The organism is Acinetobacter sp. GW821-FHT01E09 (assembly GCF_059422385.1).
Map to the genome: position 1 here is coordinate 4,572,972 of NZ_JBWKWU010000001.1, position 24,329 is coordinate 4,597,300.

The window sequence follows — 24,329 nt, forward strand, 5'->3', positions numbered from 1 at the left end:
TAATCATTGAGCTACTCCTTTTCCAGCAGCATTTGCCGCATTGCCAGCAGGCGCTACAGTTGAGCTTGCTGGTGCGGTTGTCTGAGGCTTAGGTGCAGCTGCTGCTGTCGGTGCAGTAGCACCGCCAAATGGTGAAGCCGCTGGTGAGTTTGCACTTACGGTAACAGGCGCTGCCTGTGCTGCAACAACCAATGGTGCTTTAGGACTTGTGACTCGATCAACCAGTTTTAATCCAACATAGCCACGATTAGAACCAATTGGATTTGAAGCATTACCGCTAATTAAACGGAATTGAAGTTTCACAAACAAATCACTGTTTTGTTTGCTTGCCCATGTCATTTCAAAGCTTCCATTCAATGACTTACGTTGTGCACTATCAATTAGTTTATTGATGCCGTATTCACCCGGCTCATCAAATATAGTATGGGTTTGCCCATCTAAATCGATTGCCGTAATCCGTGCTCCCGGTATTGCACCAGGATTTGGCCACATGAAGTTGACCCATTGTTGGATGCCATTTTCATAAACCAAACGCTGCCCATCAATATCAATGGTATAGGACAATAATTTATTGTTAGGGATCGGATAGAATTGGAAATTTGACTGATTGGCTGCAACTGGAGCACCACCTGCTGCTCCCGCAGAAGCACCATTAATTGGGGTGGTATATTGCTCAAAATTCATCACGAATTCAGGATTTAAACCAATACCCATGTTTTTCCAAGTCTTCGATGACAATGTATAACCACGACGAATAACAAATGGATCAAGGGTTTCTTTTACAAATTTAGAAATGCTGCCGTTATCACCAAAAATTTGACTAATTTCACTACTGGTCGCTTGAATCGTTCCAGATGAGTTAAATGGCACTTTTTGCGAAAGTGTTTGGCTAAACGGTTGGAAAGCCTGCAAGGTCCAAAGTTTATTAATTTCGTCCTGTGCTGGGGTCAACAAACTGTCAAAAGATTGCGTTAATGGACTCACCAACAATTTTTGAACCATTTGCTGATCCAACTCACCCAAACCAACCGTCAATTTTTCATCGACGACTTTTTGAGTGGTGTTGAAAACTGAACTTTGATCATTAATGGTCAGTTTCGCTAAGGCCAAAGCACTTGGACCAAAGTCACCTGCACTGCGTAGATCATTCAACTTACTTCTGACTTGCGCCATATTCTGTAAATAATCATCCAGCAGTGATTTGTTCTGTAAATCATCACGTTTACGGACCAATTGGTAGAATACTTGGAATTGTTGAGAAATCTGCCCTTGTGCTTGATTAGATGCACGTTGGATATCATCCGTTTTACCTTGACCTAAAACTTTACGCTTAAACCAAGCAATAAAGCCAGTTTGTGGTGCGGCAAGCTCAGCTTGAACGACTGGATTATCCCAACTGGTTTCTTTTGCAACACGGTCAATATAGGTACGGATTGGAGAGTTTTGTGGCTCACCCAACACATCCATGACCTTGGCTTGCTGAACAAAATCAGCACCTTTCGCATAATGGGTAGCATTAATAAACTTCTTCCATTCAGCTATATATTCTTGCTTATACAACTGGGTTAACTGTTTACGAATTTGGTCAGGGCTACCACTAAAAGTTAAATCATCGGACTGGGTACTATTCAACACCCAATCTTTGGTATCTGTTGGCTTATTCGCAGCTTCTTCAATCGCTTTATCGACATATTCATCCCATGCTTTTTGGGTAAATATACCAGGCAATGCATAACCACCGAGCATGACATTACGATTGGTTTCACCAACAATTTGTGCCACCGTCACCGCAGGGAATCGAACAGCCGCACGCATTTTAATTTCATTATAAACGCGATCACGTGCTGGCATTCCACGTACCACAGAGAGCAACACTTGACGGGTTTGATCGACCAATTGCGCATCAGACTCTAACACTGGAAACTTTTTATCATTGGCTAAAGTCATTGAGTAGCTCAATATTTTTTCAGCTTTTTGAATCATTTCGCCACGTGGCATTTGCCCACGATTGGTGTCTAACCATGAACGCCAGAAACGAGTGACTTGGTCACTCAAATGACTCGCATCCATATATTGTGGATTGCTCATCATCAAATAGGCTTTTAACGCATTGTAGGCATCTTGAGGATTGGTATCAGAAGGTTCTGATGCAATCTGTGTCGAAGATGCTTGTTTAATTTCTACATTGACATGATTTTGTTTAAGCGTCTGCTCATTGCCTTTTACCCGTTGTAAATATTGTGCAATGTTTTGCTGACTCGGCGCTAAAACAATCTGTTTCACCCCTTTTAAATATTCAGCTTTTAATTTTTCTTTTAAGTCATTGCCTTGATATAGACCAAACGAAAACTTCAACGGGCGATGCTGATCAAAATCATCTAATTGCTCTAAACGTTGTTGCAAAATCAGCAAAGCATCGATTTGGGTTGAAAGCTCTTGACCCGAAGTTTGCTCCATTTGCACAACTTTATTTAAATCGGCCTGAACATCTGCGATCAATTGTTGGTTATTACGATAAGACCATACCCATAGACCTAAAATGATGGAAACACCCAATAATGATGCAATAAACGCCAAATAACGTTTACGCTTTGTGGTCGGGTTAATATGTTGTTTAACTAAGTTTTTATCTTTGAGAATGACTTCTGAGAATAGCCCTTTTAAGAAATAGCCATGATTCTGAGAAATTGAATTTTGTGGAATACCATGTTCGCTATTGGGGATTTTAATCAGCTGAAAATCATCAACAATCTGTTCCGTCATCGGGCTTTCTATCACGCCCTCTTGTAAAGCGCTGGTAAAGTAAAAACCACGGAAGACAGGTTTAAACTGATACGGATTTTCTTCAAATAAAGTACCAATAAACGTTTTTAATACAGGTTTTAAAGTCTTAAATTCAAGAGGGAAAGTCATCACACTTGGCGAAATATTTTGCGCATGACGACGACTTAAATGGGTAGTACTGACCCCTTTTAATCCATCATATAAAATATTGTAGTGCTTCTCGAAATGTTCTACAGCATTCTGTGATGATTCAGAGTCATAAGGTAAGGTCGCGCCCCACACTTGATCAAACTCAGCAGATTCATAACATTCAAAAAATTCGGTGAATCCTGCAATCAAATCCATTTTAGAAAAGACCAAATAAACAGGTGCAAAAATTTCTAAACGTTCAGTTAAGTCTTGAATACGCGCTCTTAAACTTTTCGCCAATTTGATCGATTTTTCAGGGCTTTGACTGACCAACTCAGCCACACTAACAATCACAATTAAGCCATTGATTGGCGCTTTAGAGCGGTTCTTTTTCAGAATATTTAAAAAGCCTAACCATTCTGAATGGTCTTCAGAATACACAGAGTATCGACCAGCTGTATCCAGCAATACCCCTTCTGTTGAGAAAAACCAATCGCAGTTTCGGGTACCACTGAGTCCTGAAGACACCACTTTTTGGTGGGTCTCTTCAAAGGGAAATTTTAATCCAGAATGGTAAATTGCCGAGCTTTTCCCCGCAGCAGGGTTACCAATCACCATATACCAAGGCAACTCATAGAGTGCTGCGTTACCACTTTTATCACCCAATTTAGACTTACGAATCAATTGGATCGAATCTTTCATCTGCTGATTGATCAGATTTAATTCTTCTTTATCTTTTTGTTTTCCATATTCAGCAGTGGTGTCTTGTTGAATCGCTTCAGCCAATGCTTCACCTTGTTCTGCATGTTTACGGCGCTGGATCAACCAGTAGATGCCGTAAATCACCAATCCAAGAATGTAAGCTGCAACCATCATAAAGAAGTACTGACGCGGCACTACACTATATGAAGAAACGAGCGCCACCAGAATCGAAAGCGCAATCACCAGTTTCGGGTTTGTGATGTACTGCCATGCATAGCTTAAAATTGTTTGTATCATTTTCTCTATTTCTTTCTAAATTTATCTGTAAGTTCTATGCAAACTCAGTCCCAACAAGCACTTGGGTTTGCTGATGTTCAGCACTATAAACATAACCGTACAACTCATCTTTAAAGTGCAAACTCAACATAAAACCAAAAACTTTGGCTAAGGGTTGGGTATGGCCTAGGCTATTTTTACTATAAAGATAATGATGCGCTTCAATCGCTGTTTCGGCAAAGTTTTGTTCAAGTTTCTTTAACAGCTTGATCTCTGCTGGGTCGTCTAAGACCAAGACAAAGGGCTGTTCTTGATCAAACTGTTCTGCTTGGTCTAAATTCAACTCTTTTAATGTTTTAGATGCCTGATCAGAATTTAAAGCAATTCGAATATACTTTATTGCTTGTAAATTTTGCAATTCGACCTGAGTATTTGTCATACAACAGGTACTGATATACTCAGATGGAATATATTTTTCAGTCATCCACGTCCGATCATCTATGGTTTCTTGATCAATTTCTGAATCTACTGCAATAAACAGTGATGCCTCAGAATCCAGAAGTTGGGTTCTTTTCAGCAACTTAATCCAGTCTTTATACGCAGTTGTTTCACCCCAATAATGATATTCAGTGCCAAATTGCTGATCGAGAATGCCCAGTTCAGTAAGATAATGATGAACCAATTCTGAAGCTGAACTTTCATCCCAGCTATGGAATAAATTTTCTGGCAAAATAATATGAATATTCAAACGATTAAGTCGAGGTACTGCTTCTGCAACCTGTTGTTCTATCGGCTCATCCTCATAGTCACGATGAGGGTCAATCCAAGCAGGATGCATACGATATTCATGTGCAAGTTTCGCATCATAAAAGAGTGCTGAGTTTTTTAGGTGCTCTGCAATTTGATATAAAGTTTCAGTATTCTGTTCTAATTGCTGCTGAATTAATGCACTTATACGCTTTTGACGACTGGAAAGACTAGATGCCTCATCCTCTAACGGTTCTTCAATCTCTTGAACACGGAATGAAAGAATCGGTAAGCCATAACCATTGACCAATTGCGAATCAAGTTCAGGACTTGCCACATCTTGAAGCTGATCAAGCTGTGCTTCATTTTCGCCTAAGGCACTTAAACTTGTCGCTGAATAAACTTTCAAGTCTACCCATTCAATTTTTTCTTCAACTTTAGCTTCAGTGGTTTGTTGTTGTTCTGAATATTGTTCTGCCTCAATTCTTTGTTGTTCTTTCTTCTCTTGGCGGCTTTGATAAATCTTTTTGATCAACATTGGGCTTAGAATTAACAAAGTAATCGCTACTGGAATCACCCCAAAGAAAATCAGAAAATCTTGCCCATTTGGGTCATATTTAATATCACGCCAATAAAACACCACGATTACCGAAACCAGTAATATTGTGCTGACTAAAGTTCCTAAAATTATTTTGATCACTTATGACACTCCAATCAGTGCATAACAGGTTTCATCATTGTCACTTTGAGTTTTTGGCATCACAAAAGCACCTTGTGCCAAACCGATTTGTGTTGTTGAACTCAGTTGTAAAGGCTGGACTTCCTCTTTTGCCAAGACTAAACGTAGATCGACAAGTAAGGTGGGACTACACCAACTTTGCAGAATTTTCTTTAACTTCTTACTCAATTTTTTCTTGGGTAAAAATTCTAAATACTGTGCATGGCTCAATGGTCCAATTTGAATCTCAATTTTTCCATCAATTTGTCGGATCGTTTCTCCACAAAAAGTATTTACACCTAACAAAAAAGGCTGCTTGCCTCCCAAAGTGGTTTTCTGATCATCGCCGAGTTTAAACTTTTCGGTAATATATTCTTTGACTTCAACCTGTTGATTGAACACACAGGTCAGCATTGTCTTGAGTGCATGGGCGGTATTGTTTTGCCCCTGCATCAGCCCAGAAAATTCAGCAAAATAATCGTCTAAATCACTCTGTTGATGCTGTGTCCGAATATAACCATTTAAAGCATGCAGGATTTCTAAGTAATTATTTTCTTTTTCAACTTCATAACGTACAGGCAGGTTATAACTTAAACTGGCTTCAACAAATTGAGCTGTAAGCTTATGATTAAATAAGCCTAAAAACTTTTGAACTTCAACACGCTGTTTACGCGGTGCTTGTTTCACTTTATTGGTATAGGTATACGGCATTGCGCCTTGCATACCAGTTAAACCGACAATCAAATTGGTAAGATGAATTTTTTCATCTTGTTGTTCGAGTAATTCAATTTCATGTTTTGGGAAGTTCAAATTTAATGAACTTTCAAAAAGAAAATCGTCAGACCAATTCTTTAAAACAGCAGTATTGGGCGCATGTCTAAATAATCGTGTGGATTGGATAAATTCAAAAGCTGTAGGGGTTTTAAAAAGCTCATCAATTACAGAAGCTTCTTGCCACCAACGTTCTGTACGCATTGGTATAACTCCTGTTTTGTATTTAAATCTCGAACAAAAACGTCAACAAAACTGTTCATCTGTACTTTTAAGTTAAAGATATGACTGATCAATTCGCTGAAAATATATAAGCTATGCCCTCTAAAGACTTGGACATCTACATCCATTAAAACCTTCACCCCACGTACAAACATTGGAAAGGGTTTGGCTTCAACCAGTTTATTGGTGATTTCAAACTCAATTTTTTTAATTGCATCAATAATTAAATGATTTTCTTTAGATTTTGGTAGGTTATAAAGCTCTAATAATTCTTTAATATGGCTGACAGCATCACCTTTCATTAACGCTAAAGTATTTAATGAAAGATGCGAAATAATACGCCATTGTTCATTCTTATTTTTTTCAAATTGGAACGGTGCAGTAGGTCTTTTTAACACCAATGCACGACGAGCAACGGTACTGTCATTCAAATTCAAGACATTATTTGACTGACCCAAAGCTTCGTGCGGTAATTCACGATTGGAACATAACAATTTACAACTGACAAAATCAGACTTAATACTGTGCGGTTCTAATTGTTTAGAAATAATCGAATAGCCCGTTTCTACATATTGATTTTGTAAAACGGTTGGATTTAATGCATAAAAAAACTGAATATCATCACCGTGATAATGACTCATGGCAAAGAAAGGTAAAATCGGATAAACCACTTGATCTTGGTTGCTTTTTTCACGGATCAAATTCATTTCAACGATTGAATACACTTGATAGAACTCAGGATGATGTGCATCCGTCATCAAAGGATATTCTAAGTTTTTATGATTGATTTTTTGTGGCTCAGCTTGTTTCTCAAACAAATTGACGACTGGGCTGGTAAATAACTTAAAATTTGCCACATTCAATTCTGAATAATTGCGAATAATGGCTTGGTCATTTAAATTCAGTTTTAAATGGATCTGCACTTCAAAACTTAGATTTTCTTCTTTTAATAATTTTAAAAAATCTAAATTCAAATTTAAATAACTAAACTTTTCAGGAAAGCAGAAATATTCGATTAATAATCGGTAAGCATGATGGGTATGTTGATCAACCGGCAATAAACTTTCATTTTCATCAAAACCCATCACTTCAAACGGATTTTTTATCGCCACAACTTTATGATTGATACGAAGACTAAAACTGGTCTCTTTATGAAAGATATGATCTAGAACTTGCAAAGGAAAGTTTGAAATCGCATCCAAATAAATGGGGAGCTTTTCATTTTTCAACCAATTTTTAGCAGGGTTTAATAACTCAAATTTTAAATTTAATGTCGCATTTTGGTTTAAATGAATATGTGCGCTAGGATTGGTTTGGAAACTCAGGCTTTCCAGTTGGATCGGCAGTAATTTAACTTCAGCACTGGTATTAAACTCACATTGGACACCTTTGAAACTTCTCGATTTTAAAGTGGTCCCTTTGGGAATAATATGAACATCTGTCAATTGTTTTTGCTTGTTTAAGTCTTCAAAACTCACAACTGAACACGCCGGAAAATGGCGTAAATATTGAGGAAACATCACCTCAAATAAAGAACGTGTAAAGATGTCGTAACTATCAGCTAACTTTTTATCAATACGTGCGGCAATTAAAGAAAATGCCTGTATCAGGCGTTCAATATGTGGATCATCAATTTGTTCTTGATTTAAAGATAATCGTTGTGCAATTTTTGGGTATTTATCTGCAAAGGCACGCGACTGCTGTCCAAATTCTTGTAATTGCTTTTCATAATACGGTAAAAGTTCTTCTATCACGACATACCTACTTTATTTTAAGATCTGGCAGAAATCACATATTGCTGTGTTGTTGGCTTAAGTAAGGCATCAAAAATTACAGGTTCATAAAGTGGGTGGATATTTAAATAAGCTTGAATGCTTAGGCATAACGAACCAACATTTTGGTCATCTAACTGCATTTCTACTTTAATTTGTTTTAAGCGTGGTTCATGTGCAGCAATCGATTGTTCTATAGACTGGCAGATGGTATCTCGATCGGTTGGATTCGCTGTTGAAAGCCCAACAAAATCAATAATGCCAAATTGTACAATAGACTTTTTCACTAAAGGAAAATCATCGATTTCCAGATCTAGCTTGGCAATTCGTGTATTTAATAAATCTTCTAAATCATGAGCAACAGACTCTCTTAACTCATGAATCGAAAGCCCTTTAATATAATCATCTTCAACAATTAAACGATCAAATAGTGTAGATCGAAATCCATATGGGTATAGTTGATCTAAATTCATAATGTATATTCTAATAATATGAAACAGATAGGGACCCGAGTCCCTATCTGTTCCAACAAACAATTAAGCAGCGTAAGATGCTGTATTGTTAGAAAGAGACCATTTCTTAGTAACGGCACCTTTAGCAGAACCGTTAATATCTTGTTGATTATAAGTCCACTCAACCGCAGCATATTTAAGACCAAATGCTTCAGTTGGAACACCTTCTTCATTTACCGTAGGCGTTACACTTGAAACAAGTACATGCTTAAGTTTGATTTGAAGGTACTTAATACGTTTGTCACCATTTGCACGGTAGAAGTCAATTTGAACTTCATCAAATGTATAACCCGCAGAACAAGCTTCCCAAAGTTTTGGACTAGTTGCATCCAAATCTTTAACAAAAAGCATATCTGAGTGTTCTACACGTTCAGCAGTATGACCACCAACGCTTGAAGAAGTCGCAGATTTCGGCTGACGAATATTATGAGACCAAGAATTAACTTCTAGCCAATTTTTGTGCTCAGAATCACGTGACTCGCCATCAACCTTATACTTACCTTGGAATTGAACGTATATATCTTTCATTGGATTACCCTTATTTTTTAAAGTTATTATTTAGCCACGCTCTATTTTAATTCGAGGACTGAGGTAACTCAGTGACAAGTCGCAAAGAAACCGACAACTCATCTAGCTGGAAATGCGGTCTTAAGAAGACCACAGACTTGTAGTGCCCTGGCTCTGCAGGATTCTCTACAACTTTTACAGAAGCTTCACGCAATGGATACTGCGCTTTAGCTTCTTGTGAAGCACCATCATCAAGCAATACGTATTGTGATAGCCATTCATTTAAAAATGCTTCTACATTACCCGCTGAAGCAAAGCTTCCGACTTTATCTCGCATCATTGCTTTTAAATAATGTGCAATTCGTGAAACTGCCATGATGTATTGGATCTGGCTAGATAATGATGAGTTCGCATTTGCCGTATCACTGTCATACTTCTTCGGTTTTTGCGTAGACTGTGCACCAAAAAATGCTGCGTAATCTGTATTTTTACAATGAACAAGTGGAATAAAACCTAAGTCACTCAACTCTTTCTCACGACGGTCAGTGATCGCAATTTCAGTTGGGCACTTAAATACAACTTCACCATCATTGGTTTTGAAAGTATGTACTGGTAAGCCTTCGACCATACCACCACCTTCAACTCCGCGAATCGCAGCACACCAACCATGGAGGTCAAATGCATTGGTCAAACGAGTACCAAACGCATAAGCTGCATTCATCCACAAATATTCATCATGGTTTTGCCCTGAAACTTCTTCCACAAAGTTAAAGCCTTCAGTCGCCCAACCTTCTTTTGGATCATAAGGCAAACGGCCTAAAACGCGTGGCATTGTCAACGCAACATAACGAGCGTCGTCGCTTTCACGGAAAGAACGCCACTGTACATATTCTGCTGTTTCAAATACTTTTGAAACGTCACGAGGACGATCAATATCTGTAAATGATTCAAGGCCTAACATATTACTGCTTGCTGCCGAAATAAACGGAGCATGTGCCGCTGCTGCAACATGTGAAATCTGTTCTAACAGATACATGTCTGAAGGAGTACGGTCAAACTCAAAGTCACCGATCAATGTTGCATAAGGTGCACCACCGAATGAACCGTATTCTTCTTCATAAACTTTTTTAAACAAAGTACTTTGATCGAAATCTGTCGCACCTTGGAAATCTTTGACCAATTCTTTTTTCGTTGTGTTTAACATACGAATTTTGATCAATGGATTTGAAGGTGACTCCTGACAGAAGTAATACAAACCACGCCAAGTCGATTCAATTTTCTGAAACTGCTCATTGTGCATGATTTTACTGAGCTGCTTTGAAATCAACGCATCTATTTCAGCAATACGCTTATCAATCGATAAAGACATATTTTCTGAAACAGTGATTGTTCCTGCCATCACTTCTTTGGCCAATTCACCAATCAAGCTTTTCGCACGGTCATGCTCTTCGTCATTACGTGCAATTCGGCTACGCTCCACGATAGAATCAAGTAAACTTACTTCTTCTACGGCTGCATCTTGCACAGTATTGGTTTGTAAATTACTCATTTTCAGGACCCGCCTCAGCGCTTAATTTACGAATCTGATCAGTATTTTGTAAGACTTCATCAAGTAAATCTTCCAAACGCTCACTATTTGAAATCTTATTTCTCAAATCCGTTAAGCGTTCACGAGCTTCAACTAATTTTCTCAATGGTTCTACTTGTTGTACTACTTGTTCTGGTCTGAAATCTTCCATCGATTTAAAGGTTAAGTCGACCGACATACGCCCACCCTCTTCAGTCAGCGTATTTTCAACTTGATATGCGGCACGTGGAGACAACGACTCCATCACTTCATCAATGTTTTCTAAGTCGACATTGATGAATTTTTTATCTTTTAATTTGGTTTTTTCTAACTCAGAAGCAGCAGAAAAGTCACCTAAAACACCTACAACAAAAGGTAACTCTTTAATTTCTTTACCATCACCGACTTCAACATCATAAGTCAGTTGAACACGTGGTGGTCGGATTCGCTGTAATTTCTTCTGTACACTTTCACGTTTTGACATTTTTGTTATCCATTAATTTGGGCAATAAATTATGTTGGGAAGTTCGGTCTTGGTGCTGATGACGTAGACTTCGGTTTCGCTGGCGTCGCAGTAGGCTTTGTAGCTGGTTTTGCAGCAGGCGTTGAGCGTGTTGGTGTAGCACGGTTCTTCTGAGGGCGACTTACCTTCTGTGGACGAGCACGCTCTACAACTGGGGCACTTTCCTGATTTTTTTCAACCAAAACTGCTGCTGGCATTGCTTGTCTAACTGCGTCAGTAAAACTTTTCGCAACAGGATAGGTTTTATCCTCAGTCAAATATCTCATTTCACGTGTGCGCATTTTATTCAATGCATCAGAAGCTAAGCCAATTCCTGCAAGGAATTTGACATCCGTTAATTCATTGCTTTGGATGTTTTGCGTTTCTAAATAATTGACAATTTGGATGGCTTTATCATTTTTTCCAATTTGCTGAAACTTCTCTGCCGCTGAGACCAACAGTTTGTTTTTATTGTCTTTATTTTTCTTATCACACAATTGTGAATAGACCGCCAACAACTCAGGATTGGTTTCTCCCTCGACCATTGGGTAATCTTTTATACAGGATCTTTTTAGTTTGATTTCATCATCCGCGTAGACAAATGTAGTCGCCAATGATGCGCCAAGAACTAAAATATATGGAATAAAATTCTTCAAAATCCAACCTCAATATTTACTTGATTCAGTTATTCAATAGATTTACTTTTGATGTTTTATAAATATGTATAATTAAGCAATTTCGTTAAAGACTTAAAAATAAGACTAAAAAAACGTACCCTCGTCAAGTTAAATTTCGTATCAATATTTTAACCGTTTGATAAAAATGACTTTTTTAATTGGTTGCATAATATACATAATATCCTGTCTTCACAAAAGTTTTTTTTTATGTAAAATATTTCCAGTGATTTTTAAAAAATTATTAAATATTTGATTTCAATATACTAATTTTAATGCCAAATTTATAGGCTAGAAAATTTAGAATTTATTTGCCTAGAAATAAAGTTTTTTGAGAGAGACAGAAAATGACAGATCTAAAAGTTTTGATTAAAAAGTTATCAGCATCTTCACGTACATCTTTAGAACAATCCGCCAACTTATGTGTAAACCATCAAAATTTTGAAATCGAAATCGAACATTTTTTTGTCAAATTATTAGAACAACAATCCAATGATCTTGAACTTCTACTTAATAAATACAAAATTTCAAAAGATGCACTTTTAACGGATTTATTAGAGTGTATTTCTCAACTTCCTAAAGGAAATACCCGTACACCTATTTTTTCCAAATCAATTGTTAGACTTCTTGAACAAGCTTGGTTACTTGCTTCGGCTGAACCAGACCCAGTGATCCGAAGCGGTCATTTATTGATTGCACTTTTAACAGCATCTGATCTTTACCAAATTGCTATTCGAGCATCGAGCTTATTTGATCTGTTTCCAATCGATACGATGAAGCATAAATTTTTGGAAATTTGTGTAAACAGCGCCGAAAATATTCCAACAAATTCTCAAGAACAAGAAGCTGAACTTAAGAATCAGCCAACAGACAATTCCGCTTCGTGCAAAAAGACACCTGCATTAGATCAGTTCACCATTAATTTGACTGAAAAAGCCCAAAAAGGTGGGATTGATCCAGTCATTGGTCGTGAATATGAAATCCGTTTAATGCTTGATATCTTGATGCGTCGTCGTCAAAACAACCCTATTTTAACGGGTGAACCTGGTGTGGGAAAAACGGCTGTTGTAGAAGGTCTGGCATTAAAAATTTCACAGAACCAAGTGCCCGATGCGTTAAAAAATGTCCAATTACACTCTTTGGATATGGGCCTGTTACAAGCGGGTGCAAGTGTTAAAGGTGAGTTTGAAAACCGCTTAAAACAAGTGATTCAAGAAGTACAACAGTCTTCTCATCCAATTATTTTGTTTATTGATGAAGCTCACACCATGATTGGTGCGGGCGGCCAAGCTGGGCAAAATGATGCTGCGAACTTATTAAAACCTGCACTTGCGCGCGGTGAATTACGCACAATTGCAGCAACAACTTGGGCTGAATACAAACAATATTTTGAAAAAGATGCTGCTTTAAGTCGTCGTTTCCAAGTGGTCAAAGTAGAAGAACCGACTGAAGAAGTCGCGATCGATATGCTACGTGCCATGATTCCAGTGATGGCCAATCACTTTAATTTACGCATTGATGATGAAGCGATTATCACCGCTGTTCATTCTTCACATCGTTATATTAGTGGCCGCCAACTCCCAGATAAAGCCATTAGTGTGCTTGACACCGCTGCGGCTCGTGTTGCGCTAACCCAAAATGCTCAACCGGTCAAACTCGATCAACTTAAAGCACAACAACATAATTTAAATCTTGAATTCAATATTATTGAAAATGAACACCGTCACCAGCCAATTCATGAAGAACGTTTAGCTCAATTAACATCATCATTGGAATTGCTTGATCAAGAAATTCAGCAAACAGAACAACAATGGCAAGCTGAATTGGCACTGATTCAAAAAATCCAAGCATTAGAAACTGCTGAACAGGCTGATTCCAACAAAGATGAGATTCTCAGTACACGTACGCAGCTATCTGAGCTACAAGGTCAGCAACCACTGGTCTTTGAACGTGTAAATGCCCAAATTATTAATGAAATTATTTCAGACTGGACGGGTATTCCTGTTGGCAAAATGGTCAATGATGAAATTAAGCAAATTCTCAGTCTGGAAGAAAAACTTGAAAAACGTGTGATGGGACAAGATTATGCCCTACATCAGTTGGTTCAAGGTATTAAAACATCAAAAGCACGTTTAGAAGATCCAAATAAACCACAGGGTGTTTTCATGCTTGTCGGGCCAAGTGGTGTAGGTAAAACAGAAACTGCCTTAGCACTTGCCAATGAACTTTATGGTGGTGAGTCACATTTAATCACCATCAATATGTCTGAATACCAAGAGGCGCATACGGTTTCTTCGCTTAAAGGTGCGCCTCCAGGATATGTCGGGTATGGTCAAGGCGGTGTTTTGACTGAAGCCGTTCGACGTAATCCGTATAGTGTTGTGTTATTAGACGAGATTGAAAAAGCACACAGCGATGTTCAAGAACTGTTCTATCAAGTTTTTGACAAGGGCACACTCGAAGATGGTGAAGGTCGTGTGATTGATTTTAAAAACACCACGATATTACTGACGTCAAACACGGGCTCAAATGCCATCATGCAGGCATGCTTAAATCAACCTGTCGAAGAATGGCCAAGTGCTGAAGAGCTGACTGAACAACTCAAACCAAGCTTATACAAACAATTTAAGCCAGCATTCTTAGGCCGTATGCGAATTGTCCCTTACTTCCCATTACATGATGATCTATTAGTCAGAATTATTGAGCATAAAATAGGAAAAATTACAGCACGACTCGAAAAGCAGTATGAAACCAAAGTGACATATAGCGAAGATTTAATCGAATTAATTCTAAGTCGTTGTACTGAAGTTGATAGTGGCGCACGTAATGTTGATAACATTTTAAATGCCTCAGTGTTACCTGCTTTGGCCACTGAAATATTGGTGGCTTTGGCTGAACAAAAAATACCAAAAGTCATTCATATTGATACTAAAGATGATGAAATCATTTACCTATTAGATCCACAAGCGAAGCCAGCAAAGAAAAAGTCGAGCAAAAAATCAAAAGTTGTGGAAGCTTAAATATATACGAGTATAGAAAATGGATATAAATTTAGACGTCTTATTAGAACCTATTTCTGATGCTCATCCGTGTGGAGAAGATTTATCTTTTTCCAATGAGTTTCACGAAATCAAAAAAGCACGTACCCATGATGATCCTTTATTAGACCAAGGTGATTGGATTTCTGAGCCAAAGCAAGCCGACTGGTCATTTGTTGCAGAAAAATCAATCCAATTACTCACGCAAAAAACCAAAGATATTCGTTTATTAACCTGGCTTACAGAAGCTTGGACAAACCTCTATGGCTTTGAAGGCTTAATCAAAGGACTAGAACTGAGTCACCGTGTTTTAGAACAGTTCTGGTTAAAGATTCATCCTGAAATTGAAGATGACGACTTAGATCAACGCTTAGGCTTACTGCAAGGTTTTACCACCCAATTACCGAGCTTGGTAAAGAATGTTCCGCTCATCAACATTCAACCATTTTATTCACTTGCCCAATACGAAAAATTCTTACATTTACAGAATAATCGTCGTAAGCAAGCCGAAGATTCTGACAGTGTAGAAGCGTCCTTAGAATTAGATCAATTCAATCAAGCGCTATTCAATACCTCACGGACTTTTCAGTATCAAAATTATCAGCAATTTCAAGAAATTTTGCAGCATTGGAATATTATCAAACAAACATTAGATGCATTAATGGAGCTGGAAGCACCAAGTTTTGCGAGTATCGATTCACAGTTTGAAAATATTCAAATGAACCTGAAAAAAATCTATAAAGCAGACTCATTTGGAAACAACACCAATACAGCTGCAGTTGAAGATACCCCAGCTCAAATGACAATGCCAGTAACAGAAACAACGCATTCAGCGCCAATTCCACAAGCGCAAACATTTCAACCTCAACCACAAAGCCATTTACAAAACCGTGAACAGGCAATGCGGGTTTTACAAGAGATTGCCGATTACTTTCAAACCAATGAGCCGCATAGTCCTGTGAGTTATATGCTGCAAAAAACAATTAAATGGAGCCAAATGCCTTTACATGAATGGTTAACTCAAGTCATTAAAAATGATAATCCCCTTGATTCTATTCAAGAATTATTGGGCGTAAACCAAAATAATGAATCTTCTGAATGGTAATCATCTATGTTTAAAGCAGAAAAAGTTCTTTGGGGTGAAGGTTTATTTTTAAGACCACAACACTTCCAATTACAAGATACGTATCAAGAACAACGACTTAACCACACCATTCGTTCAACGATTCCTTATCCTTATGGAATTAAAAATCTTCGATTTGACGAAACACAACTGGGCACACATGTGCTTGCTTTAGAGCAAATCGATATGATTTGGCAGGATGGTGAAATTTACCAAGCGCCGGCCAAAGATCTGTTACCACAACCAATTTTATTGGATGAACTGAACTTGCGTGGGGAAATGTTAATCTACTTAGCATTGCCTATTTTACAACCGAATAAAAAGAACATCTCTGATGAACAGGATAAACAACCTGCTCGCTACCATTCATATTTGAATGAAACTCACGATCTTTTTACTGATGCATCCCCTGCTGAAATTACATTTCTTCGACGCCGAACTGAATTTAAACTTTTTGATGTTCAAGCAGATCCAAATCAAGATTTAGATGGTTTTTTATATCTTGCTATCGGAAAAATTCGACGTCATAGTTCAGGGAATTTTGAGATTGATTCAAAATATATTCCACCAATTTTACATATTCAGTCAAATGAAACCTTATTGGCAAATTTGAAGCGAACATTGAACGTTGTTCGTGCCAAAATTAAAATGATTCAAACCAATAACCGTGAAAATGAACAAAAGCTCATTGAATTTAGATCGGGTGATATTGTTTCATTCTGGTTGGTCAATGCACTAAATACTGCTCATGCGACCTTGAATCATCTGTTACAAAATCCGCAGATTCACCCTGAAAAACTATTTTTTGAACTTCTGCGTTTAACGGGTTCATTGCTGACATTCTCGACCGCATATGAAGTTGAACATTTACCACAATATCAACATCATAACTTGCAAGATAGCTTTAGCCAGCTTGATAAAATTTTACGCGAATTGCTCGATACGATTATTTCAAGTCGTTATATCAGTATTGCGCTAAAAGAAATTCGCCCATCTTATTGGGTCGGAAGCTTAGAAACAGATAAAATCACCAAAGAATCAAGACTTTATATCGCTGTTTCTAGTAGCATGATGCAAACCCATGAACTGATTCAAATTGTCCCACTGCGTTTCAAAGTCGGGAATACTGTCGATGTTGAACAACGTGTTGTTGCTGCACTTCCTGCAATCCCAATTCATCATTTAGTCCAAATTCCAACTGCTATCCCGGTGCGTTCTGGTGTGAATTATTTTGAAATTGAACCACATCATGAAATGTATCAACGTATGCTTGATTCTGAAACCATCTGTATTTATGTCCCTGCAGGTTTCCAAGATATCAGTATTGAATTAATTGCAGTGATGAATGGTTAAGCGAGGAGTATGTCATGAGCCAGAATAATATTGCCCCCTCACTGTTTGATGATGGACAAATCGGTGGAGGTTCTTTACCTCAACAATCCAAAATCACACAAGCAACCAATTTAGTCGACCTTCTACATGACGGATTTTATATTGTTTTCTTATTGAAAAATCAGTATGTGCCAGAAAATGCAAACGGCTTTAAAGACAAAATTTTAGACTTGTTGAATCGTTTTGAACATCAAGCAAAAAAACTGCAGTTTTCTCCTGAAGATATTCATGATGCAAAATATGCATATTGCGCTTTAATTGATGAAACCATTGTTACTCAACAAGATCCATCATTCTTTAACTTACAAAATCATTGGTTAATCAGTCCACTCCAATTAACTTTATTTGGTTCACAGCTTGCAGGTTATCGTTTCTTTGAGTTTCTCGAACTGATTCGTGCTCGTGGTAAAGAACGATTGGCTTCTCTCGAAGTTTTTCATTATTGCTTATTGCTTGGATTCCAAGGTAAGTATCGTATTGAATCAATTGAAAGTTTAAATCATCTTGTGGCACGAGTCGGTGATGAAATCGATTATTTAAAAGGCAAAAAGACGGCCTTTTCTCCTTTTGCGGCTTTACCAGATCAAATCAAAAATATTATTCATAAAGAATTACCCTTTGTTTGGATTTTAATTTTCCTGTTGTTATTTGCTGTACTGGCTTTCGCTGGCCTAAAATTCATGTTGAATAAGACGGAAAATGCTTCTATTGCGAAATTTAATAATGTGATTTCTGCACCTGCTGAACAAGCACATATCACTATTCAATTGCCTTGACAGGTTGAATTATGACACAAGAAAAACAAACATCTATTCGTATATTACAAAGTAAACCCGCTAAAAAAACATTGGGGAAATCATCTGTTTTTCTACTTGGTTTAATTGCTGGGATGGTTATCTCTGCTATTTTCTTTTTTGTTTTTATCAATATCAACCCAACAGAAAATAACAGTACCAATACGGATTCGGTTGCAACACAAGAACCTGAACTACGCGATGTGCATGCTGAAGAAACAGCAACCAATCATCACGATGAAAATGCTGGTGCATATAAGCAGCATATCAATGAAAAAGATTTCAATCAGATTTTTAAACATGAAAATAAGGTTGCTGCTCAGAAAACTCCAAATCCGAATGCCTCCCCGTTTGAACAAATGCTAAAACCAGAGGCGAAACCAGCAGTGCCACCGCCAGCTGCAACCAGACCACAGGCTGCAATAACCGCAAAACCAGTACCAAAAGCAAAAGTAGAAGCAAAAGCAGAAACTGCGGCTAAACCTACTGAAAAAGAAGCCGCACCAAAAAAAGAGGAAGCGCAAGAAGCTTCCCCTGAAGGTACAGTGAAAGTGACGATAGACCGTAAAGTCATAGAAAACAAACCATGATTTTGTTTGTTGTCATTTGTTTTATCTTTTTGGTGCTTGGTCTAACTTTTTTGATGTCTTATGAAATTAGACATAAAACTTTAGACTACCTTAAAGCGCTTTTACCGCAAGGTAAGAGAAAGCTGGCTTCTGCAAAGCACTTTGCAGAACAAATGAATCAAGCAGCCTCAGCCAATCAAACCCAAACCCATTGGCATTTACAGCAATGGTGGATTTTGATTGCGGGTTTCTTTTTACTTTCCAGCATTCTTGTTTTTGCATTTACACGACCAATTGATCCGACAAAGGTTGAAGCAGAATATTTAAGAAAAACTGACCCTCAAATTTATGCGCTATTAAATGGTGAGGTTTTAACCCCTCCTCCAGCAGTGGATGAAAGCTTAATTGATGCTGCGATTGTTCAAGCACAGATATTGGAAAGAGAAAATCCTGTTCCAAATCATCAATTCCCAAGTGTAAATCCATCAGCTATAGATAATGAAGGGATTGGAGATCAACGTAGCAGCTTCGATACAGCAATGGTTGACCGCAAATGGGACAAAATGCATCCAAGTTATAAGCAGCGTTTACTCATGGTCTTTAAAATCATGAAAGAGCGCCATGGTTATGAAATGGTGCTTTTAGAAGGTTATCGTAGTCCAGAGCGTCAAACTCGTTTATCTGGCAATACAGCCACGACTTTAGCCAAAGCCTATCAAAGTTATCATCAATTTGGTTTAGCAGCCGATGTTGCCTTTAAACGAGATGGTAAAGTTGTTATTTCTGAACGAGATCCTTGGGCGTGGAAAGGTTATCAATTGTATGGGGTTGTTGCTGAATCTGTAGGTTTAACGTGGGGTGGACGTTGGACACGCATTCACGACTATGGTCATACTGAGTTCCGTATGCCAGGACTGCGTAAAAACCGTGAATCTGCTGAACGCTTGATTGCTGAAGCACAAGGCAAAGGACTTATGGCAAATAATATTGATGTAAATTAATAGCCATGTTGTCTGTGTAGGAAAATGCTTACAGCAATCACAGCGATTGTCATCTATACGATCAAAGCACAGTCTTATATTCTATAGTTATAGGGAACAGGAAGTTTCCCAGACATAAAACAACAATAAAGCGTCTGAGCATCAGGAACGTGAGATTCGACAGGAGTCAGATCTAACACACCAATACAAAGAAAACCCCATCAGGATGATGGGGTTTTCTTTTTATATCTATAGAATATCTGATTCACATCATATTGTTTGAGAATCTATAAACCATTTAAATACGTAATAATCTGTTGATTTTCAGCCATTTCTGCAAGCTCTAATGCGGTAAATTGACTTTTATAGTCTTTGTCTGCGCCTTTAGAAATCAATAATTTAACAATATCTAAATGATCATTCTCCGCCGCAGCTTGTAGCGCACTATAGCCCTCATCATCAGTTTGATTGACATCAACACCTTGTGATAATAGTTGTTCGACCTGTTCAAACTCCCCTAAAGATGCAGCATACACCAGTTCAGGAAGATGTAATTCTTCATCATGATCAGGAAGCGGTGAGAATGAGTTAAGTTTCATAAGAAATACCAAATTTTTGTTCAATTATTATTTAGCTAAAAATTTTAAAGGTCAACAGTTCATTATTCAATGAAGTCAGTGATCAATTAGCTTAATATAACGAGATCTGTTTCATTTCGCTAATCAACACCGCACATAAAAAAGCACCCCGTTCTCGCTAGAGACCGGGGTGTTTTAGATTTAAAAGCTGGCGATGACTTACTCTCACATGGGTAACCCCACACTACCATCAGCGCTAAGAGGTTTCACTTCTGAGTTCGGGAAGGGATCAGGTGGTTCACTCTTGCTATTGTCGCCAGCAAACTGTTATGGACTTGTTCGGGTCTTATTTAAATGCCTTACTTCGTACCAAATGAGTTTAACAGAACATTTGAGTTGAATAGTTTAACTAGCTTTACAACTAAATCAAGTATGTTTGATCTTTTATGAATCAAATGATGCTTCATATACAACTGCTTGGGTGTTGTATAGTCAAGCCTCACGAGCAATTAGTATTGGTCAGCTTCATGCGTCACCGCACTTCCACATCCAACCTATCAACGTCGTAGTCTTCAACGGCTCTTTAGAGGACATAAAGTCCTAGGGAAATCTTATCTTGAGGTAGGCTTCCCGCTTAGATGCTTTCAGCGGTTATCCCTTCCGAACATAGCTACCCGGCGATGCGACTGGCGTCACAACCGGTACACCAGAGGTTCGTCCACTCTGGTCCTCTCGTACTAGGAGCAGATCCTCTCAAATTTCCAACGCCCACGGTAGATAGGGACCGAACTGTCTCACGACGTTCTAAACCCAGCTCGCGTACCTCTTTAAATGGCGAACAGCCATACCCTTGGGACCTGCTTCAGCCCCAGGATGAGATGAGCCGACATCGAGGTGCCAAACACCGCCGTCGATATGAACTCTTGGGCGGTATCAGCCTGTTATCCCCAGAGTACCTTTTATCCGTTGAGCGATGGCCCTTCCATACAGAACCACCGGATCACTAAGACCTACTTTCGTACCTGCTCGACTTGTGGGTCTCGCAGTTAAGCGCGCTTTTGCCTTTATACTCTACGCGTGATTTCCGACCACGCTGAGCGCACCTTCGTACTCCTCCGTTACTCTTTAGGAGGAGACCGCCCCAGTCAAACTACCCACCAGACATGGTCCTCGTCCCGGATAACGGGACAGAGTTAGAACCTCAATATTACCAGGGTGGTATTTCAAGGATGGCTCCATAGCAACTGGCGTCACTACTTCAAAGCCTCCCACCTATCCTACACAAGTAAGATCAAAGTTCAATGTCAAGCTGCAGTAAAGGTTCACGGGGTCTTTCCGTCTAGCCGCGGGTACACCGCATCTTCACGGCGATTTCGATTTCACTGAGCCTCTGCTGGAGACAGCGCCCCCATCATTATGCCATTCGTGCAGGTCGGAACTTACCCGACAAGGAATTTCGCTACCTTAGGACCGTTATAGTTACGGCCGCCGTTTACTGGGGCTTCGATCAAGAGCTTCGCTTACGCTAACCCCATCAATTAACCTTCCAGCACCGGGCAGGCATCACACCCTATACGTCCACTTTCGTGTTTGCAGAGTGCTATGTTTTTAATAAACAGTTGCAGGGGCCTGGTTTCTGTGGCTGCCAATAGCTCAAGGAGCAAGTCCTATCACCGTCAGCAGCGTACCTTCTCCCGAAGTTACGGTACCATTTTGCCTAGTTCCTTCAGCAGAGTTCTCTCAAGCGCTTTGGTCTACTCGACCTGACCACCTGTGTCGGTTTAGGGTACGATTCCTGTGTAACTGAAGCTTAGAGACTTTTCCTGGAAGCATAGTATCAGCCACTTCGCTAGTAAACTAGCTTGCTATCAGCTCTCAGCATAGAGCACCCCGGATTTGCCTAAGATGCATGCCTACTGCCTTTCACCTGGACAACCAACGCCAGGCTGACTTAACTTTCTCCGTCCTCTCATCGCATTACACAGAAGTATTGGAATATTAACCAATTTCCCATCGACTACGCCTCTCGGCCTCGCCTTAGGGGTCGACTCACCCAGCCCCGATTAACGTTGGACTGGAACCCTTGGTCTTTCAGCGAACGGGTTTTTCACCCGTTTTGTCGTTACTCACGTCAGCATTCGCACTTCTGATACCTCCAGCATACTTCTCAATACACCTTCATCGGCTTACAGAACGCTCCCCTACCACGTATACATAGTATACATCCGCAGCTTCGGCATATAGTTTTAGCCCCGTTACATCTTCCGCGCAGGCCGACTCGACTAGTGAGCTATTACGCTTTCTTTAAAGGGTGGCTGCTTCTAAGCCAACCTCCTAGCTGTCTATGCCTTCCCACATCGTTTCCCACTTAACTATAATTTGGGGGCCTTAGCTGGCGGTCTGGATTGTTTTCCTCTTGACTACGGACGTTAGCACCCGCAGTCTGTCTCCCGGATAGTACTCATAGGTATTCGGAGTTTGCATCGGTTTGGTAAGTCGGGATGACCCCCTAGCCGAAACAGTGCTCTACCCCCTATGGTATTCGTCCGAGGCGCTACCTAAATAGCTTTCGGGGAGAACCAGCTATCACCGAGTTTGATTAGCCTTTCACCCCTATCCACAAGTCATCCCCTGGCTTTTCAACGACAGTGGGTTCGGTCCTCCAGTTAGTGTTACCCAACCTTCAACCTGCTCATGGATAGATCACCCGGTTTCGGGTCTATACCCAGCAACTAAACGCCCTATTAAGACTCGATTTCTCTACGGCTCCCCTATGCGGTTAACCTTGCTACTGAATATAAGTCGCTGACCCATTATACAAAAGGTACGCAGTCACCAAACAAGTTGGCTCCCACTGCTTGTATGCATGCGGTTTCAGGATCTATTTCACTCCCCTCACAGGGGTTCTTTTCGCCTTTCCCTCACGGTACTGGTTCACTATCGGTCAGTCAGGAGTATTTAGCCTTGGAGGATGGTCCCCCCATATTCAGACAAGGTTTCACGTGCCTCGCCCTACTCGTCATCATTATATGTGCCCTTTCGTGTACGGGACTATCACCCTCTACGGTAGCACTTCCCAGAGCTTTCCGCTAAAACACATATAACTTAATGGGCTGATCCCCGTTCGCTCGCCGCTACTGAGGGAATCTCAATTGATTTCTTTTCCTAAGGGTACTGAGATGTTTCACTTCCCCTCGTTCGCCTCGCATGACTATGTATTCATCATGCGATACCTACCTTATGGTAAGTGGGTTTCCCCATTCAGAAATCTCCGGATCACAGGATATTTGCCGCCTCCCCGAAGCTTATCGCAGGCTATTACGTCTTTCATCGCCTCTGACTGCCAAGGCATCCACCACATGCACTTAATTACTTGACTATACAACCCCAAACAGTCGTTAATCCCTACAAGGAGGATCAACAATGTGAACTTAATCACTTCTATTTGTTGCCTGTGAACTTAATCACCATACAGCTTCAATTTAATTCATATACCAAAACGCTTGATTCAGTTTTATCGCTAGTGCTCATTTCACTCAACATTAACAATTACTTGCTAACATCAACTAAAACGAGTTTAAACAATTATTTCAACTCAAATATATTCTGTTAATGATTCACTACCGCCTCGTCAGCGAGTAGTTAACTGTGATAAATCACAGAACTTAATAAGCTATCGGCTTACTAAGTTCTGTAATCACTTAGTCTTTATATAGTGGTGGAGACTAACGGAGTCGAACCGTTGACCTCCTGCGTGCAAAGCAGGCGCTCTACCAACTAAGCTAAGTCCCCAGCTTAAGATCTTAATATATCTGCTCTTCTGTGTTCAGTAGACTTGGTGGGTCTGACAAGACTTGAACTTGTGACCCCACGCTTATCAAGCGTGTGCTCTAACCAACTGAGCTACAGACCCTCAGATACATCAATGAAGAACAACTTGTTGTGGATTCTTACCAATCGTCAATCTTTCGT

Annotated in this window: 16 protein-coding genes, 2 tRNA genes and 2 rRNA genes; 6 read left to right on the forward strand and 14 right to left on the reverse strand. The window is 39.4% G+C overall.

Features of this window, described 5'->3' with window-relative positions; genetic code table 11:
* Nucleotides 1-3: 3 nt before the first annotated feature.
* The 9 genes from tssM to AC07U8_RS20975 form a co-directional block, all read right to left on the reverse strand.
* On the reverse strand, nt 4-3,912 hold the full coding sequence (tssM, locus tag AC07U8_RS20935) for a type VI secretion system membrane subunit TssM (RefSeq protein ID WP_494738552.1): 3,909 nt from the start codon (nt 3,910-3,912) through the stop codon (nt 4-6).
* 34 nt (nt 3,913-3,946) lie between these two features.
* On the reverse strand, nt 3,947-5,338 hold the full coding sequence (locus tag AC07U8_RS20940) for a hypothetical protein (RefSeq protein WP_004723553.1): 1,392 nt from the start codon (nt 5,336-5,338) through the stop codon (nt 3,947-3,949).
* The gene (gene tssG, locus AC07U8_RS20945; RefSeq protein ID WP_419306632.1) at nt 5,339-6,331 is read right to left on the reverse strand and encodes a type VI secretion system baseplate subunit TssG; all 993 of its coding nucleotides are present in this window, start codon (nt 6,329-6,331) and stop codon (nt 5,339-5,341) included. It lies immediately after the preceding gene.
* Nucleotides 6,295-8,103, reverse strand: coding sequence for a type VI secretion system baseplate subunit TssF (tssF, locus tag AC07U8_RS20950; protein ID WP_004823592.1), 1,809 nt, complete (start codon nt 8,101-8,103; stop codon nt 6,295-6,297). Before tssF ends, tssG begins: the two co-directional genes overlap by 37 nt.
* A gap of 17 nt (nt 8,104-8,120) precedes the next feature.
* The gene (tssE, locus tag AC07U8_RS20955; protein ID WP_004723556.1) at nt 8,121-8,594 is read right to left on the reverse strand and encodes a type VI secretion system baseplate subunit TssE; all 474 of its coding nucleotides are present in this window, start codon (nt 8,592-8,594) and stop codon (nt 8,121-8,123) included.
* Nucleotides 8,595-8,657: 63 nt separating this feature from the next.
* Entirely contained in the window at nt 8,658-9,161 is a 504-nt protein-coding gene (locus AC07U8_RS20960) for an Hcp family type VI secretion system effector (RefSeq protein WP_004723558.1), read from the reverse strand.
* Nucleotides 9,162-9,207: 46 nt separating this feature from the next.
* Complete coding sequence (gene tssC, locus AC07U8_RS20965; RefSeq protein ID WP_004823591.1) at nt 9,208-10,689, reverse strand: type VI secretion system contractile sheath large subunit; 1,482 nt, start codon at nt 10,687-10,689, stop codon at nt 9,208-9,210.
* Nucleotides 10,682-11,191 (reverse strand): type VI secretion system contractile sheath small subunit, encoded by a 510-nt coding sequence (tssB, locus tag AC07U8_RS20970; protein ID WP_004723560.1) that lies wholly within the window; start codon nt 11,189-11,191, stop codon nt 10,682-10,684. Before tssB ends, tssC begins: the two co-directional genes overlap by 8 nt.
* A 29-nt stretch (nt 11,192-11,220) precedes the next feature.
* On the reverse strand, nt 11,221-11,865 hold the full coding sequence (locus AC07U8_RS20975) for a hypothetical protein (RefSeq protein ID WP_004723561.1): 645 nt from the start codon (nt 11,863-11,865) through the stop codon (nt 11,221-11,223).
* Nucleotides 11,866-12,230: 365 nt separating this feature from the next.
* On the opposite strand from AC07U8_RS20975, the gene tssH reads away from it, so the two are divergent.
* The 6 genes from tssH to AC07U8_RS21005 are packed head-to-tail and all read left to right on the forward strand — an operon-like array spanning nt 12,231 to nt 19,800.
* Complete coding sequence (gene tssH, locus AC07U8_RS20980; RefSeq protein WP_494738553.1) at nt 12,231-14,903, forward strand: type VI secretion system ATPase TssH; 2,673 nt, start codon at nt 12,231-12,233, stop codon at nt 14,901-14,903.
* Between the two features lie 19 nt (nt 14,904-14,922).
* Nucleotides 14,923-16,026, forward strand: coding sequence for a type VI secretion system protein TssA (gene tssA, locus AC07U8_RS20985; RefSeq protein WP_004723563.1), 1,104 nt, complete (start codon nt 14,923-14,925; stop codon nt 16,024-16,026).
* Between the two features lie 6 nt (nt 16,027-16,032).
* On the forward strand, nt 16,033-17,397 hold the full coding sequence (tssK, locus tag AC07U8_RS20990) for a type VI secretion system baseplate subunit TssK (protein ID WP_004823587.1): 1,365 nt from the start codon (nt 16,033-16,035) through the stop codon (nt 17,395-17,397).
* A 14-nt stretch (nt 17,398-17,411) separates the two neighbouring features.
* On the forward strand, nt 17,412-18,212 hold the full coding sequence (gene icmH / locus AC07U8_RS20995) for a type IVB secretion system protein IcmH/DotU (protein ID WP_004723567.1): 801 nt from the start codon (nt 17,412-17,414) through the stop codon (nt 18,210-18,212).
* Between the two features lie 11 nt (nt 18,213-18,223).
* A complete protein-coding gene (locus AC07U8_RS21000; RefSeq protein ID WP_494738554.1) occupies nt 18,224-18,820 on the forward strand; it encodes a hypothetical protein in 597 nt (198 codons plus the stop codon).
* Nucleotides 18,817-19,800, forward strand: a complete 984-nt coding sequence (locus AC07U8_RS21005; protein WP_004823585.1) for a M15 family metallopeptidase — start codon at nt 18,817-18,819, stop codon at nt 19,798-19,800. The genes AC07U8_RS21000 and AC07U8_RS21005 overlap by 4 nt, the downstream gene beginning before the upstream one ends.
* A 266-nt stretch (nt 19,801-20,066) precedes the next feature.
* On the opposite strand, the gene AC07U8_RS21010 is transcribed toward AC07U8_RS21005, so the two are convergent.
* From AC07U8_RS21010 to AC07U8_RS21030, 5 genes are all read right to left on the reverse strand, one after another.
* Nucleotides 20,067-20,378 (reverse strand): ankyrin repeat domain-containing protein, encoded by a 312-nt coding sequence (locus AC07U8_RS21010; RefSeq protein WP_494738555.1) that lies wholly within the window; start codon nt 20,376-20,378, stop codon nt 20,067-20,069.
* A gap of 185 nt (nt 20,379-20,563) precedes the next feature.
* Nucleotides 20,564-20,678, reverse strand: a 5S ribosomal RNA gene (gene rrf / locus AC07U8_RS21015).
* A 167-nt stretch (nt 20,679-20,845) separates the two neighbouring features.
* Nucleotides 20,846-23,736: ribosomal RNA gene (locus AC07U8_RS21020) — 23S ribosomal RNA — on the reverse strand.
* A 337-nt stretch (nt 23,737-24,073) separates the two neighbouring features.
* Nucleotides 24,074-24,149, reverse strand: a tRNA-Ala gene (locus AC07U8_RS21025).
* Nucleotides 24,150-24,193: 44 nt separating this feature from the next.
* Nucleotides 24,194-24,270 (reverse strand) — tRNA-Ile (locus AC07U8_RS21030).
* Between the last annotated feature and the right edge of the window lie 59 nt (nt 24,271-24,329).